This is a genomic window from Chryseobacterium arthrosphaerae (assembly GCF_001684965.1).
Lineage (GTDB): Bacteria > Bacteroidota > Bacteroidia > Flavobacteriales > Weeksellaceae > Chryseobacterium > Chryseobacterium arthrosphaerae.
The window spans coordinates 25,413-41,268 of sequence record NZ_MAYG01000031.1 but is presented as its reverse complement, the minus strand read 5'-3'; the positions used below and the strand labels follow the sequence as shown (position 1 = coordinate 41,268).

General features: G+C 38.1%; 12 protein-coding genes and 2 tRNA genes. 9 read left to right on the top strand and 5 right to left on the bottom strand.

Annotated features, from left to right (window positions below; translation table 11 throughout):
• Positions 1–133 precede the first annotated feature (133 nt).
• Entirely contained in the window at positions 134–1,660 is a 1,527-nt protein-coding gene (locus BBI00_RS21185; protein ID WP_065400829.1) for a helicase HerA-like domain-containing protein, read from the bottom strand.
• Between the two features lie 351 nt (positions 1,661–2,011).
• Between BBI00_RS21185 and BBI00_RS21180 the strand changes: the two genes are divergently transcribed.
• Genes BBI00_RS21180 through BBI00_RS21170 form a run of 3 tightly spaced genes read left to right on the top strand, consistent with a single transcriptional unit; the run spans position 2,012 to position 4,115 of the window.
• Entirely contained in the window at positions 2,012–3,421 is a 1,410-nt protein-coding gene (locus BBI00_RS21180) for an MBL fold metallo-hydrolase (protein WP_065400828.1), read from the top strand.
• A 3-nt stretch (positions 3,422–3,424) separates the two neighbouring features.
• Entirely contained in the window at positions 3,425–3,796 is a 372-nt protein-coding gene (locus BBI00_RS21175) for a rhodanese-like domain-containing protein (RefSeq protein WP_065400827.1), read from the top strand.
• 19 nt (positions 3,797–3,815) lie between these two features.
• Entirely contained in the window at positions 3,816–4,115 is a 300-nt protein-coding gene (locus BBI00_RS21170) for a thioredoxin family protein (RefSeq protein ID WP_065400826.1), read from the top strand.
• Between the two features lie 42 nt (positions 4,116–4,157).
• Here the strand turns inward: BBI00_RS21170 and BBI00_RS21165 are convergent, their stop codons facing one another.
• Positions 4,158–4,910 carry a nitrilase-related carbon-nitrogen hydrolase gene (locus BBI00_RS21165; protein ID WP_065400825.1) on the bottom strand — a complete coding sequence of 251 codons (753 nt, stop codon included), beginning with the start codon at positions 4,908–4,910 and terminating at the stop codon, positions 4,158–4,160.
• A gap of 201 nt (positions 4,911–5,111) precedes the next feature.
• On the opposite strand from BBI00_RS21165, the gene BBI00_RS21160 reads away from it, so the two are divergent.
• From BBI00_RS21160 to BBI00_RS21140, 5 genes are all read left to right on the top strand, one after another.
• Positions 5,112–5,552 (top strand): DUF6646 family protein, encoded by a 441-nt coding sequence (locus BBI00_RS21160; protein WP_065400824.1) that lies wholly within the window; start codon positions 5,112–5,114, stop codon positions 5,550–5,552.
• Between the two features lie 106 nt (positions 5,553–5,658).
• Positions 5,659–7,140, top strand: a complete 1,482-nt coding sequence (gene rseP, locus BBI00_RS21155) for an RIP metalloprotease RseP (protein WP_065400823.1) — start codon at positions 5,659–5,661, stop codon at positions 7,138–7,140.
• A gap of 79 nt (positions 7,141–7,219) precedes the next feature.
• A tRNA-Asn gene (locus BBI00_RS21150) sits at positions 7,220–7,293 on the top strand.
• Between the two features lie 253 nt (positions 7,294–7,546).
• Positions 7,547–10,735 carry a S41 family peptidase gene (locus BBI00_RS21145; RefSeq protein ID WP_065400822.1) on the top strand — a complete coding sequence of 1,063 codons (3,189 nt, stop codon included), beginning with the start codon at positions 7,547–7,549 and terminating at the stop codon, positions 10,733–10,735.
• A 223-nt stretch (positions 10,736–10,958) separates the two neighbouring features.
• Positions 10,959–11,032: transfer RNA gene (locus BBI00_RS21140), tRNA-Asn, on the top strand.
• A gap of 84 nt (positions 11,033–11,116) precedes the next feature.
• On the opposite strand, the gene BBI00_RS21135 is transcribed toward BBI00_RS21140, so the two are convergent.
• Positions 11,117–12,118, bottom strand: a complete 1,002-nt coding sequence (locus tag BBI00_RS21135; protein WP_065400821.1) for a phosphotransferase — start codon at positions 12,116–12,118, stop codon at positions 11,117–11,119.
• Between the two features lie 515 nt (positions 12,119–12,633).
• On the opposite strand from BBI00_RS21135, the gene BBI00_RS21130 reads away from it, so the two are divergent.
• Positions 12,634–15,165, top strand: a complete 2,532-nt coding sequence (locus tag BBI00_RS21130; RefSeq protein ID WP_228394810.1) for a DUF5686 family protein — start codon at positions 12,634–12,636, stop codon at positions 15,163–15,165.
• A gap of 65 nt (positions 15,166–15,230) precedes the next feature.
• On the opposite strand, the gene BBI00_RS23805 is transcribed toward BBI00_RS21130, so the two are convergent.
• Both BBI00_RS23805 and rpmA read right to left on the bottom strand, forming a co-directional pair.
• Complete coding sequence (locus BBI00_RS23805) at positions 15,231–15,410, bottom strand: bacteriocin-like protein (RefSeq protein ID WP_455737517.1); 180 nt, start codon at positions 15,408–15,410, stop codon at positions 15,231–15,233.
• A 185-nt stretch (positions 15,411–15,595) separates the two neighbouring features.
• Positions 15,596–15,853, bottom strand: a complete 258-nt coding sequence (rpmA, locus tag BBI00_RS21125) for a 50S ribosomal protein L27 (protein ID WP_027372929.1) — start codon at positions 15,851–15,853, stop codon at positions 15,596–15,598.
• Positions 15,854–15,856: the final 3 nt, after the last annotated feature.

Sequence of the window (15,856 nt, the reverse complement as noted above, 5' to 3'; positions counted from 1 at the left end):
CTTATTTATTATTTCAAACCGGCATTTATTCCCCAATATAATCCGGTGCTGCTCTCCTTAAGTGAAGATAACCTGCTAAAATAACAAAAAATATGTCAAAACACAGCAGGTCATCCCGGATTGTGCCTCAAAATTATCTTCTTCGGCCTCCTAAACCTAACATTCCGAGAATAGCCTTTGCCCCTTCTCTCATTAATGTACTGGTAAAAGTTCTTCCCGCCTTGCTCTGTAAAACCTGCTCAAACATTCCCGGCTCTTCTTTTACCGGTTTTGACCTTTGATTGGGAGCAGGGTTCTGGGCTGCCTGTTCCATTCTGCTGGTCAGCATTTCGTAAGCAGATTCACCGTCAATAGCCTGCTCATATTTCGCTACCATAGGAGATTTTGCTGTAAGTTCTGTAATTTCCGCTTCATTCAGAACATCCATTCTAGATTCCGGAGAAATCAGATAGGTATGTACCAATGGTGTAGGAATCCCTTTTTCATCCAGGGCAGTCACAAATGCTTCTCCGATTCCGAGACTCTGGATCAGACTTGAAGCATTGTAATATTCTGTTGTAGGATAGTTTTCAACTGCTTTGGAAATTTCTTTTTTATCTTTAGCTGTAAAGCCTCTTAAGGCATGCTGTATTTTCAATCCTAACTGTGATAATACATTTTCAGGAACATCTCCCGGAATCTGTGTGATAAAATAGATTCCGACTCCTTTGGAACGGATCAGTTTTACCATGGTTTCGATCTGTGAAAGAAGGGCTTTTGAAGCTTCATCAAAAATAAGGTGGGCCTCGTCAATAAACAGTACAAGTTTGGGTTTCCCGCTGTCTCCTTCTTCCGGGAAGGTCATATAAATTTCGGCAAAAAGCGACAGCATGAATGTTGAAAACAATTGTGGCTTATTCTGAATTTCTGCCACTCTTAAAATATTGACCACCCCTTTTCCGTCTCTTGTTTCGAGCAGATCCTGTACATCAAAGCTCAGCTCTCCGAAGAAATCTGCCGCTCCCTGCTGTTCCAAAGCAACAATAGACCGTAAAATTGCTCCTAAGGAAGCCGGAGCAATAGATCCGTAGTTGGCCGCAAGCTCTGCTTTTCCCTGAGCATTATCCGTTACATATTGTAAAACTTTTTTCAGATCTTTCAGATCGATCAGCGGAAGTCCTTTATCATCACAATATTTAAAGACAATGGACATTATGCTTTGCTGGGTATCATTCAGTTCCAGGATTTTACTCAGTAAAACCGGCCCAAATTCCGTAACAGTAGCCCTCAATTTCACTCCTTTTCCTCCGGAAATCGTCATCAATTCTACCGGAAATCCTTGTGGGGTATAAGGAAGCTGTGTTTTTGCATATCGTTCTTCAATGATTGCGTTCATATTTCCGGGTTCTGCAATTCCGGAGAAATCTCCTTTAATATCCAGAACAAGCGAGGGAATTCCCGCATGGGAAAGCTGCTCTGCAAATACCTGCAGTGTTTTGGTTTTACCTGTTCCGGTAGCTCCGGCAATAAGACCGTGACGGTTTATAGTTTTCAGGGGAATCGTTACATTCACCTCAGGAACCACTTCGCCATCCAGCATTCCTTTTCCTAATATAATATGTTCTCCTTTTGGAGTGTATCTCGCATTTAATTCTTCAATAAATTGTGCTTTGTCTGCCATCTGATCACTTTTTAAACTTATAAATATAAAAGTTTTTGTAAAATATATAAAGATATTTTTTCTGATGAATAGCTAATAATCCATCAAAAAAATATATCGGTACGAGCCTAAGCAAATTTTAAACCACGTGTATTGATATCTTTAATAGTAGATTTATTTCTATAGCCTCAACATGATAAAAAACAGTATTTGCCCGTCAGCATTAGGTAAGGCATTCTTTTTGCTCAAAAAATAAAGAACATTAAACGTACGTTTAACATAGTATTGAAAGAAACTATCAATGGGATTTAACATTTCATTTAGAATTTATCTAATACTTTGTATCTTTAACTCATTAAAAAAAAGACCCCAATGAAAATTGAACAAATATATACGGGCTGTCTGGCTCAGGGCGCCTATTATATTGTATCAGAGAATGAAGCGGCAATTATTGATCCGTTGAGAGAAGTAAAACCTTACCTGGATCGTCTGGAAAAAGACAATGTCACTTTACAATATATTTTTGAAACTCACTTTCATGCAGATTTCGTTTCCGGACACCTGGATCTAAGTAAGAAAACCGGAGCTCCAATTGTATACGGGCCCACTGCAGCACCTGAATTTGAGGCTATCATTGCGGAAGATGATCAGATTTTTGAGATTGGAAAGATCAAAATAAAGGTAATGCACACTCCGGGGCATACAATGGAAAGTACCACTTATCTTTTAATTGATGAAAACGGTGTTGAAACTGCAATTTTTACAGGAGACACTTTGTTTTTAGGAGACGTGGGAAGACCTGACCTTGCACAAAAAGCAACCAACCTTACCCAGGAAGACCTTGCAGGTATTTTGTATGACAGTCTTCAGAACAAAATCATGCCGCTGGATGACAGCATTACGGTGTATCCTGCTCATGGCGCCGGTTCTGCCTGTGGAAAAAATATGCAGAAAGAAACAGTAGATATTCTGGGAAATCAAAAAAAGACTAATTACGCACTTAATCAGCCGGATAAAGCCTCTTTTATTAAAGAAGTTCTGGATGGTCTGACTGCTCCGCCTAAATATTTTGGTATGAACGTAGCCCTGAACAAAGGCGGCTACGAAAGTCTGGACGTGGTAATGAATAAAGGACTTCAGCCCGTTGCTCCGGAAGATTTCGAAGCGTTGGCAGAAGAAACAGGAGCACTGATCTTAGATACCAGAGGTGCTGCTGATTTCCATAAAGGTTTTGTTCCGAATTCTATCAATATTGGCCTGAAAGGAGATTTTGCGCCATGGGTAGGGGCAATGATTGTAGATGTGAAACATCCTTTGTTACTGGTAACAGACCCGGGGACCGAAGAGGAGGTCATCACCAGATTAAGCCGTGTAGGTTTTGATAACGTGATAGGATATTTACAGGGCAGCTTTGAAGCATGGAAAAATGCAGGGAAAGAAACAGACGAAATCAAAAGAATTTCTCCTGCTGAATTTGCAGAGCAATTTACAGAAGATGCTACAGTAATTGACGTAAGAAAGCTTACCGAATATTCTGCAGAGCACATTGACAATGCTTATAACAAACCTCTGGATGCCATCAACGACTGGGTTCGTCATATAGATGATTCCAAGCATTTCTTCCTTCATTGTGCAGGCGGATACAGAAGTATGATTGCAGCAAGCATCCTTAATTCGCACGGAATCAGAAACTTTACAGAAATTGAAGGGGGATTCAACGGAATAAAAAAAACAGAGAAATTTCCTACAACAGATTTTGTCTGCCAGTCGAAAACATCATAAGCTATGAAAATTCCATTCTACGGGCTTATTTTAGCTCTGACATGTACAGTAAGCGCCTGCAAAACAGCTCATGTAGCAGATGTTCCGAAAGCCAATATCAGGGAAGTTGTAAACAGCTCTGATGTAATGCTGGTAGATGTCAGAATCCCGGAACAGTATGCAGCCGGAACTGCAAAGAATGCAACCAACATTCCTTTGGCAGAGCTTCAGAATAATATAGAGAATCTTAAAGGCAAAAAGGTTGTTGTTTTCTGCAACAAAGGAATTCAGGCAGACCAGGCTATGGAAATCCTGAAAAAGAATGGTGTAGAAGCCTATGACGGTACAACCTGGAAGAATGTAAAAGCCATTCAGGACGAAGCCGGTAAAAAATAACTCATCAAAAACCAAAACTATGTCACAAAAATTTCAGGAAATCATCAATTCCGACAGGCCGGTACTTATTGACTTTTTCGCAACCTGGTGCCAACCCTGTAAAGTACAGTCGTCGGTTTTAAATACAGTGAAAGAAAACATTGGCGAAGGAGCCAGAATCATAAAAGTAGACGTGGATCAATATCCTGCCTTAGCCGCTCAATACGGCGTTCGTGGGGTACCCACTCTGGCTGTTTTCAAAAACGGAGAACTGCTATGGAAGGAAAGCGGCGTACACGATGTCAATACATTGACGCAGCTTTTACAGCAATACATTTAAATAAAAAAACCAAGGCTGAGAATGATCTCAGCCTTGGTTTTTTTATAATTCAATAGAAAACTGATCCCTGTCATTCAAAAACTGAAAATGGCTCCTGAAATCCTTTAGCTCATCCCTGTTCAATTCTGCAGATACAATGTTGTTCTCTTTTACAGAAATTTCTTTTCCATCTGCGAAGAAGCAATGAGAGCTTTCCTGATAGAACAGGCTGTTATCATCCGTTCCTATCCTGTTTAAACCAAAAACAAAAGAAAGATTTTCGATTGCTCTTGCTTTCAAAAGATGTTCCCAGGCCCCTACTCTTTTTTCAGGCCAGTTGGCCACATACAGCACCGCATCATAATCGTCGTTATTTCTCGCAAAAACCGGAAATCTGAGATCATAGCAAACCTGAAGCAGAAACCTCATGCCTTTATATTCAACGATGACTCTTTTTTTTCCCGGTGTATACACTTTATCTTCTCCCGAGAACGAAAACAGATGTCTCTTGTCATAAAAAACGGTTTCAGCATCCGGTAGTACAAAGTACATTCTGTTGTAAAAGCTGCCGTTTTCTTCCACCGGTGCACTTCCGCACACAGCAGCATTTTTCTCTTTTGAAAGTTTTTTCAAAAACTCCAGTGATTCTTCATTTCTGTCTGAGACTTCAGAGGCATCCATGCAAAAGCCTGTTGAAAACATTTCAGGAAGAAGAAACAGATCTGCTTCCACATTCTGAAATTCATTTTCTATGATTTTAAAATTTTCAGTCTTATTTTTCCAGATGATATCTAAATTAAGTCCAGCAATTTTCATTTTCTTCTTTTTAATGTTATTTCAATATTCAATTATAAAAATACGGCTTTTATATTTACCGGAGAAAAAGCCTGTCAAATGATTTACAGCGTTCAGTGATTAAATTTCTTAAAAATTATTAAAGTCTAAGAAGTGGTCTCCTTTCGGTTTCATTTTTGATGCAGATAATTTTTATTACAATCGTTAAAAATTAAAAAATTTATGAAGAAATTGGTTTTTATGGTGATGATATTCTTTTTCGGTACAATGGCCAATGCTCAGGCTTACACCGGAAAAGGAGATCATAAAGTACAGCTGGGACTGAGTGCCTGGGGCTATGGAACAGGTATAACGGGAACCTATGATTACGGTATCAACAAGCTTATCTCAGTAGGAGCCGGTATCAACGGTTATTTTGACAATTATAAAGACAATGATAAGGATAATCGTGTTTTTGTTTTTGGAAGACTTAATTTTCATTTGCAGGATGCACTGAATCTTCCCTCAAAATGGGATATTTACCCTGGTGTAGACCTTGGAGTCCTGGGTAAAGACTTCGGAATAGGAGCCCATATCGGAGCCCGTTACTTTTTCACAGAGAAAATAGGGGTTTTCGCAGAGGTGGGTAATAACGGAAGTCTTGGGGTTTCTTTCAATTTATAATCAAAACGTCTTTAAATATGACAAAGCTTCTCGTTTCGGGGGGCTTTTTTATTTGGCATAGTTTTGATAATTGTTACCTTTGCAAATTAAAATCTAAAATTTATTAATGGAAATAGCAATCAAACTCTTTCAGTTCATTCTGAGTATCTCTATACTAGTGCTTCTTCATGAGCTTGGGCATTTTTTGCCGGCAATATGGTTTAAGACCAGAGCAGAGAAATTTTTCCTGTTTTTTGATCCTTACTTCTCCATATTCTCTATGAAGAAAATCAACGGAAAGTGGCAGTATAAGTTTTTATCAAAAAATCTGCCTGATTCTGAAGTGATAGAGGTAAACGGAAAGAAGGAAGAAGTGCCTATCGATATATCAAAACTTCCTGATAATGACTGGAGAAAACATCCTGAACAGACCAAATACGGAATCGGATGGCTTCCTTTCGGAGGATATGTAAAAATTGCCGGAATGGTAGACGAAAGTATGGATACTGCGCAGATGAAAAAACCGGCAGAGCCATGGGAGTTCAGATCTAAACCGGCATGGCAGAGACTTATTATTATGCTGGGCGGGGTTACCGTAAACTTTTTCCTTGCATGGATCATCTATGGATGTCTTTCTTATTTCAACGGTGAGACTTCTTTTGATACATCAAAGGTAGACGCTCCTATGCACTATACTAAGGTGGCAAAGGCAATGGGCTTCGAAGATGGTGATAAGATCTTAAAAGTGGACGGAAAGGTTCAGAACAGTTTAGATAAGCTTTCATTGGACATATTACTGAGTGACAAGATCACTGTTTTAAGAAACGGAAAAGAAGTAACCTTCAATACCAATGATGACGGAAAAGCGCTTGCATTCAGAGATGAGAATCCGAAGGCATTCCTTACCCCAAGATATGCACCGGTAATAGACACGATCGTGAACCCTAAAACAGCTGCTGCAGGACTAAAAGTTGGGGATCAGGTAGTTTCTGTGAACGGACAGAAGATCAGTTATTATGATGAATTCCAGGGTATCGTTACTAAAAATGCAGGAAAAACCCTGAATGTAGATGTTTTAAGATCCGGAGCCGTACAACCGCTTACCCTTGAAGTTTCCAAGGAAGGAACCTTAGGTATTGCGTCTTATAAGCAACTGGAAAAATATGCAGCGACAAAGCATTTTACATTTGCTGAGTCTATCGGCAGAGGATTTACAAGAAGTATTGAAAGTTTAACTTACCAGATTAAACAGTTCAAACTTGTATTCAACAAGAAAGTACAGGGATACAAAAAGGTAGGAGGACCTCTTGCGATCATCAAGAATATGCCTGTGGAAAAATCGAAAAGCGGGGCTGTTTCTATTAACTGGACAATGTTCTGGAGCTTTACAGCAATGTTCTCTGTTTGGTTGGCATTCCTTAACCTGATTCCTATTCCGGGACTTGATGGCGGGCATGTTATATTTACATTATATGAAATGATTGTAGGAAAACCTGTTCCTCAGAAAGTATTGGAAAATGCTCAGATGGTGGGAGTTATATTCCTTCTTGGTCTGATGCTGTTGATTTTTGGAAGTGATATTTTTAAAGCGATTACAGGAAATCTGTAATTTTTTGAAAATTTTTCTAAAAATATTTGTAGGGTATAAATATTCGTCCTATATTTGCACCACTTAAAACAAAGGACATTCCTCCTTAGCTCAGTTGGTTAGAGCATCTGACTGTTAATCAGAGGGTCGCTGGTTCGAGCCCAGCAGGAGGAGCAAAAAAGACTTACAGAAATGTAGGTCTTTTTTTATTTCTGATTTTTCAGCTGTACAAATTACAGGGAAAGCCTCCGATATTTTCAAAAAAATTAGATATTTGCAGTCGTTGAGTTATTATGAGAACAGCTTTTAGACCGTTGATTTATTGTTAAAGAGAAAAAATTGTCTTTTTTAGCCGTTCACATATAACTTATATCCTAAAAAGCAATCCAATTAGCTTTATAGTATTGCATAAATATCAAATTATTCCATGAAAAAAACCTTTATTTCATTATTCTCTGCCTTTGCTCTTATGCAGATATCAGCGCAGGAAAAATCATATTTCTTATCAACCCCTTCACTGAGTCCCGATGGAAAGACCGCTTATTTTGCCTATGACGGGGACCTCTGGAAAGTAGATTCCAATGGCGGGAACGCATCTAGGATCACAGCTTTAGATGGTGAAGAAATCAACCCACGTATTTCTCCTGACGGAAAATGGCTGGCATTCAGTTCTAATCAATATGGCAATTATGACGTTTATGTAATGCCCGCAGACGGAGGAACTATCAAGCAGCTGACCTTCCACACCGGAAAGGACGAAATGGAAAGCTGGGGATGGGACAGTAAAACGATTTATTTTACTTCCAACAGAAACAATAATTTCGGGAGTTTTAAAACCACCATTGAAGGAAAAACCCCGCAAAAGCTTTTCAATAATTACTTTAATAATACCAATGGTCTGGCAGAAACGCCTGCCGGAGAATATCTTTTCACAAGTTCTTCGGAAAGTGCCAACCAGGTACACCGTAAACGTTACAAGGGGGAAAACAATCCTGAGATCCTGGGATACAACCCAAAAAATAATTCTTTCAGACAATACACCAGCTATGAAGGAAAGGATTTCAATCCAAGCGTAGATAAAAACGGCATTATTTATTTTATTTCCGATGAAAATAACAATGAATACAATCTCTATAAAATTGAAAATGGGACAAAAACAGCCTTAACTCAGCTTGACACGTCTATAAAGAAGCCTTTTGTTGCCGCCAACGGCTCTAAAGTCATATTTGAAAAAGACTATCAGCTTTACATTTACGATGTTGCCGGCAAAAGCACAAAACTCCTGAACATCAGTCTGAACACCAATAAAACACTGGAAAAGGATCAGAATTTCAATGTAGAAAACAATATTTCCTATTATGATGTTTCTCCGGATGGTAAAAAAATGGCCTTTGTAAGCCGAGGCGTTCTGTTTGTTTCTGATATCGAAGGAAAGTTTGCCCAGCAGGTTTCTGACGGAAAGGAAAGAGTAATGGAGGTAAAATGGCTGAAGGATAACCGTACTTTACTCTACAGCCAGACTGATAAAGGCTACCAGAACTGGTTCAGCATTTCTGCCGACGGAAAAGGACAGCCCAGACAGCTCACTCATGACTTGAGAAATAACCGAAGCATCACTCTTAACAAAGATCTTACAAAAGCTGTATATCTAAGCGGCAGAGATGAAGTAAGATTAATGGATTTAAGCAGCTTCAGCTCCACCACAATTGTAAAGGATGAAATCTGGGCATTCCAGAACTCAAAACCTTCTTTTTCTCCTAATAATGAATATGTACTGTTCTCTGCAAAAAGAAATTTTGAACTGGATATTTTCATTCACAATATCAAAAAAGGACAAACGATCAATCTTACCAACACCGGTGTTTCTGAAGAGGATCCTTACTGGTCACCTAACGGGAAATACATTTATTTTGCCAGTGACAGAATCAATCCGTCTTACCCTTTAGGCATGCAGAAATCCAATATTTACCGCATGGCCCTGGATTGGTTTGATGAGCCTTATAAGTCTGAAAGATTTGATAAGCTGTTTATTGAGGAGGAAAAAGATAAAAAAACGACTGACACCCAAAAAGACAGTAAAGAGAAAAAAAATAAAAAAGAAGAAAGTACAGATAAGGAGGAGAAAAAGGAAGAGAAAGAACCTGTTATCAAAGAGCTTAAAGTAAATCCTGAAAATACTCTGGAAAGAATTGAACTGGTTACCGACAGGTATGGATACCAGGATGACCCGGCAGTTTTTGCTGATGATAAGAAAGAAATACTGTTCTTTAACTCTAATCAGGATAATGGCAAGAGACAACTTTTCAAAAAAGTCTTCACTGACTTTGAGCCGGCCAAGTCTGAAAAGGTATTTGACAAAGCAGCATATTACATCACGAAAAACAATAAAAATCTCTTTGCCTTAATCGAAGGGAATATTTATAAAATGACGCTGGCAGCAGGAAAGCCTGAGAAAGTGAATATTCAGTATAATTTTGATAAGAATTTAGCTTCAGAATTTACCCAGATGTACAACGAAGCATGGACAGGTGTGGAGGAAAATTTCTATGATGAAAACTTCCACGGAGTAAACTGGAAAGCCAAAAAGGAGCAATATGCAAAGTATCTTCCGTATGTGAATAACAGAAATGACCTGCGGATTTTACTGAATGATCTTTTAGGTGAGCTTAATTCTTCACACATAGGATTTTCTTCGTCCGGAAAGGAGGAAAGTACCTACCTGAACTATATCACCAACGAAAGCGGCATTATCTTTAAAAAAGACCAGCCTTATATGGTAGAAAGTATTGTACGGAAATCTCCGGCATTCCGTTCCGGTGTAGACATTAAGCCGGGAGACCAGCTGGTTTCTGTAAACGGGAAAAATATTGATCCCAACGAAAACCGTGAAGCTTATTTTACTAGTCCCAAGAAACAGGATGAGCTTATTCTCACTTTCAGCCGCAATGGTAAAAATGTAACAACAAAAGTACACCCGGTTTCGAATGCAGAACTGAAAGGGCTTCTCTATGACGACTGGATCTTCAACAATCGACAGCGTGTCAACCAGTTAAGCAACAACCGTATCGCCTATTCATATATGAAAAATATGTCTACCGATGAGCTGGACCGCTTCCTGTTGGATATGGTAGAACAGGAAATCCAGAAAGATGCGGTAATTCTTGATTTACGTTATAATACGGGCGGAAATGTCCACGATAAAGTTTTAAACTTCCTTGCACAGAAACCTTATTTACAATGGAAATACCGCGAAGGAAAAATGACAGCACAACCCAATTTTGCTCCATCCGGAAAACCTATCGTCCTGCTGATCAATGAGGGTTCGTTAAGTGATGCCGAAATGACCGCTGCCGGATTTAAGGCTTTGAAATTAGGAAAAATTATAGGGCAGGAAACGTACCGGTGGATCATCTTCACCTCTGGAAAAAGCCTTGTAGACGGTTCTTATTACAGGCTTCCTGCCTGGGGAACCTACACCCTGGACGGACAAAATCTCGAAAAAACAGGAGTAAAACCTGATATCTACGTGAAGAATACCTTTTTAGACAGGCAACAGGGCAATGACCCTCAGCTGGAAAGAGCCATTCAGGAAATCATGAAAGATTTAAAGAAATAATAAAGAAAGACCTGCAGAAATGCAGGTTTTGTTTTTTACATGAATATTTAATCTCCTATCATTTCTGATATTTACATGAAAATCCATAGAATCGAATAAAAAGAATTAAAATATTTCTTATTGAATTTCAATACATTTAGTTAAAAACCTTTTAAAATAAGGGATAAAACTTGCTTCGAATGAATATTCATATTATATTTGCACCACTTAAAACAAAGGACATTCCTCCTTAGCTCAGTTGGTTAGAGCATCTGACTGTTAATCAGAGGGTCGCTGGTTCGAGCCCAGCAGGAGGAGCAAAAAAAGACTTACATTTCTGTAAGTCTTTTTTATTTTTATTCATTTTCCGTAGCACTAAAACTGCGATTTGCAAAGCTGCTGTCAGCCGTTCACTGTTATTTCAATTTTGTTGTAAGCAATCCAGCGTTTTAAATTTCCGACCATCCTTTTCAAATGATCTTCATTCAGGAAAATATTTGTCCAGTATTCAAATCTGTCGCACTGAACACTTATGTAATAGATCATAATGGTTAAACAGGCAAATGGCAAAAACCTTTTTTCCTCATCATTAATTTCTGTTACAGTTTCATAACCTTTTAAAAAGCTGTCAGCCTTTGCCCGATAATCCCCTTCGTTCAAATTTGTTGCCAGTAACTGAAACAGGAAATAAGAAATATCAAAAGATAAATACCCGTTACCGCAAAAATCAAAATCGAAAAACGTTACGTCTTTTTCATTGTCAATATGCAAATTGTCAAACCAAACATCCAGATGCACACTTCCGGTTCTCATTTTCTGTGGATCAATTTCATTCATTTTCAAAATCAAAAAAGCAGATAGCTGTTCTAAAAACTCAACTTCACTGTTATTTTCATTAAAGAATCTTTTTATTCTTAAAACAGGGTCAGAGAGTAAGTTCTGAGCATTATAAGAGATTCTCTTAAGTTCAAAATTTTCTGCAGATTGATGCATTTTTGCTAATGTCTGACCAATTAAAAAACTTGTCTGGGCTGTAAATTTTGCAGTTTTTGTTCCTTTTGCGTATGAAAATAAGACGCCAAATCTTGTTCCTTCCGCTGCTTCAATTTCTTGTAGGTATCCGTCTGACTGGTCAGCAATCGGATAGGCAACCTGGTTCCCGTTTTCTTTTAAATGAAGTAATAATTTTAATTCTTCTTCAATTTCTGATTTTGTTCTCCAGTTATGTGTATATACCCGAAAAACATATTTCTGTTCGCCATCCTGAACAATGTACAAATGGTTCATTGCAAGCCGGAAAATGCTGCATTGGGCTTTGTCGCTTAGACTATATTTTTGTTGAATAAGTTTACTCAGCTGATCCGGTGAAAGCGTACTGTTTATAGTTGGAAATTTTCTGGTCATTAGTTCTCTTCGTTTTATTTGATTATCCTGTTTTTACAATGGCTGCCGGCTTACAGGCTTGTTTTTTTTAATTGATTTCTCAGTTTTTAGCTTCTTCTAGAGTGCTCTCTTTACAAGCTACGGAACAGTGTCAATACCGGAATTATCCGTATTATTCCTGTTCATTCAGAAGAAACAAAAACGGTAAATATAGCCGTTTTCTAAAAATATATCTTGAATTCCGTCTTCTGTTCCAAAATATTTTACGGTTTGTATTTTTTAGTGAATTAAGTTTATAACGTACCCTTTATTTTTCACCCAAAATAATTACCTGACGGTGTACTTTTCATCCTTTGTTTAATCCTCTGATCCTTTATATTTTAAGTCTGAAAATTTCCGGTTTATTTTAACCGGCTCTTATATTATTTTCGCTACATTTGCCGTTTTATATGATAGAATAAAATTATTTTATTTTTTTATGTTTTTTTTAAATAAACTGCATACTTTTTGTTTGTGCTAATTGCCTGAAGAAACGAATGATGTTAAACAATAACTCCAAAAAACACTATTTTTTATTTTTTCTCCTGATACTTACCGGTTCGATCTATGCTCAAAACCGTGTCAGCGGTAAGATTGTCGATGAAAAAACAAATAAGGAACTCAGCAATGTTGATATTTTCATCAACAATAATTCTGTTCCTTCCCTTACCACAACATCCGGCAGCTTTAGTGTTCAGTCGGACAGCATTATTCATCAGCTAAAATTTTCCAGAAAAAGCTATACTAGCCAAACGTTAGATATCACTCCTGAAAATGCTGAGAATATTTTCGTTCAGCTCTCACAGGCCAAAGTGAGCAATATTGAAGAAGTAGTTCTGAAAGCCGGAAAAACCAAATACAAGAATAAAAAAGAAAATCCCGCTTATGCCATCATGCAAAAAGTATGGGGGCACAAAAGGAATAACGGACTGGAAAAGTTCGATACCTACTCTTTTAAGGAGTATGAGAAGACCCAATTCGATCTCAACAATCTGGACAGTACTTTCATGAAGAAAAAAATCTTCAAAAAGCTTGATTTTATCTTTGATTATGCCGATTCTACTGCCAGCGGCAGACTGGGACTTCCCATTTTCCTGAACGAGGCCGTTTATGAAAATTACGGTAAAAACAAACCTGACAAGGACAGCAAAAGAACATTGGTAGCCCAAAAAACCTCCGGATTTCAGGACAATCAGGTCATCACGGTTTCTGCGAAAAACCTGTACAGGGACATCAATATTTACGACAACACCCTTAATTATTTTGACATAGGGTTTCAGAGCCCTGTAGGATCTGACGGGTTCAGTACTTATGACTATGATCTGGTAGATACCATTTCTATTCGTGGCGAAAAAGCTTTCCAAATAAGGTATCAGCCTAAAAGAAAAGATGTTCTTGCTTTCCAGGGAAATCTTTATATTGATACCGACACGTATGCGGTTTTAGGGGCAACCCTGAAATCTACTCAGAAGATTAATGTCAACTTCGTCAACAGTGTATATACGCAGCTGGAATATGATAATCCGGATGAAACAACATTTCTTCCCAAAAAACTTGTAACTGAGTTTGAAATGAGCCCTTTTTCAAAAAAGAAAGGCTCTAAAAGCATTATAGCAAAGCGATCGGTAGATTACTCCGATTATCAGTTCAACAAGCCTCTTGATCCTAAAGTATTCAAACGAACGGAAGAAGAATACGAAGATAAGTTTACCAATAAAGATGACGCTTACTGGACAAAAGCCAGACCTGATACACTGTCCAAAGCTGAACAAGGTGTCTATAATATGCTGGATCAGCTTCAGCAGACCCCGAAATTCAACCGTATGGTCAAATTGTTTGAAACACTCGGCTCCCGCTATTATAATGCCTTCAAAGGAATAGATATCGGCCCTATATTTTCAATTTACGGAAGAAATGAAGTGGAAGGCGACAGAATAAGATTAGGGGCAAGAACGTATTTCGGATTGAATGATACCTGGAGAGCCCAATTTTATACGGCCTATGGTTTCAAAGATCAACAGATTAAATATGGAGTTGAGGCAAGATATATGTTCAATAAGCTTAACCGCTTTATGATTGGGGCAGGAACCAGCAGAGATATTGTTCAGCTTGGAGGCCAGCTTACCTCCGGTGATGGAGTTACCCCACAATCTTCATCTACCAGCACCTTTTTTGCAAGAGGAGAAAACATATCATTAAGTTCTGTAAACAAAACAAGTGTTTTTGCAGCTATTGAGCCCTGGAAAAACTTCCAGATAAGGGTAGATGGAGTGATGCAGAGTATAAAATCCGCTATTCCTGAGAAATTCAACCTTATGTATTATCAGGACGGAAACCTGAGAAAGACCGTAAATGACTCCCATGTTACCATCAGTTTAATTGCAAAACCGGGAGCAAAATTCTCACAGACGGGGATTGACCGCTATCAGGCAAGAAATCTTGCACCAACCATTGTTTTAAGATATACCAGAGGAATTGAAGGACTCTTTAATGCTGACTTCAACTATGACAAACTGCAGTTTATGCTGTACAAACCGTTCCTGATCGGAAGTCTTGGAAAATTGGTCGTTAATTTTGAAGCAGGGAAAAATTTCAATACCGTACCTTTGGCATTACAGAATATTATTCCGGCCAATTTATCATATGGTCTGGTTCCTAATACTTTTTCCCAGCTTAATTACTATGAATTTGTTGCTGATACCTACACCACTCTTCATCTGGAACACCATTTCAATGGAAAGATCCTTTCTTACATCCCTTTAATTAAGAAACTGAAACTTAGAGAGGTAGCATTTATAAGAGGTGCTTACGGAACTTTAAGCGATGCTTCCAAAGCAATCAACGTAGAAGGGTTCAAGTATTCTGCACCAAGTGAACAGATCTATTTTGAATACGGATTTGGTATTGAAAATATAGGAATCGGGAATCTTAGAATTTTCAGGGTCGACTTCAACTGGAGAGGAAATTACCTGGACAGACCTGATATCTCAAAATTTGGTATTAAAGCCGGTTTCCAGGTAGGATTTTAAATATAAAGATAGTATACAATATTTCGGGCGGCTTCTTCGAAGCCGCCCGAACTTATTTTAAAGGATTAATTAGAGCAGTTACAAGACATAGGATCTTCTACTGTATGTAAGCAATACTCTTTCTGCCAGGGGCTTAGTGTGCACCATTCCGCACAGGTTGCAGCAATGAAGTCGGGACATATATAATCATTACCGCCATCAATTGATTTCAACTGTTTTTTAGTCATTTTTTTCAGGTTTTTCATAATGATTCTGTTTTGATTTGTTGCCTACTCTCTTTTGCTTTTCGGCTACCGCAATAATCTTTTTGTCAGATCATTACAAATATATCAATATTTCACATCTTTAAGATATTTAATATACTTCTTATATATGAACAAAAAAAACCTCAGCAATGCTGAGGTTTTAATTTTTATAAAACGCTTAAATATTATGCGTTTGGTTCTACAGATACGAAAGATCTGTTGTTTGCTTTCTTTCTGAAAACTACTTTACCATCTACTAATGCAAACAAAGTGTGGTCTTTACCGATTCCCACGTTATCACCTGGGTGGTGTTGAGTACCTCTTTGTCTAACAATAATATTTCCGGCAATAGCTGCTTGTCCTCCGAAAATCTTCACACCTAATCTTTTAGAGTGAGACTCTCTACCGTTCTTGGAACTACCGACTCCTTTCTTGTGTGCCATTTT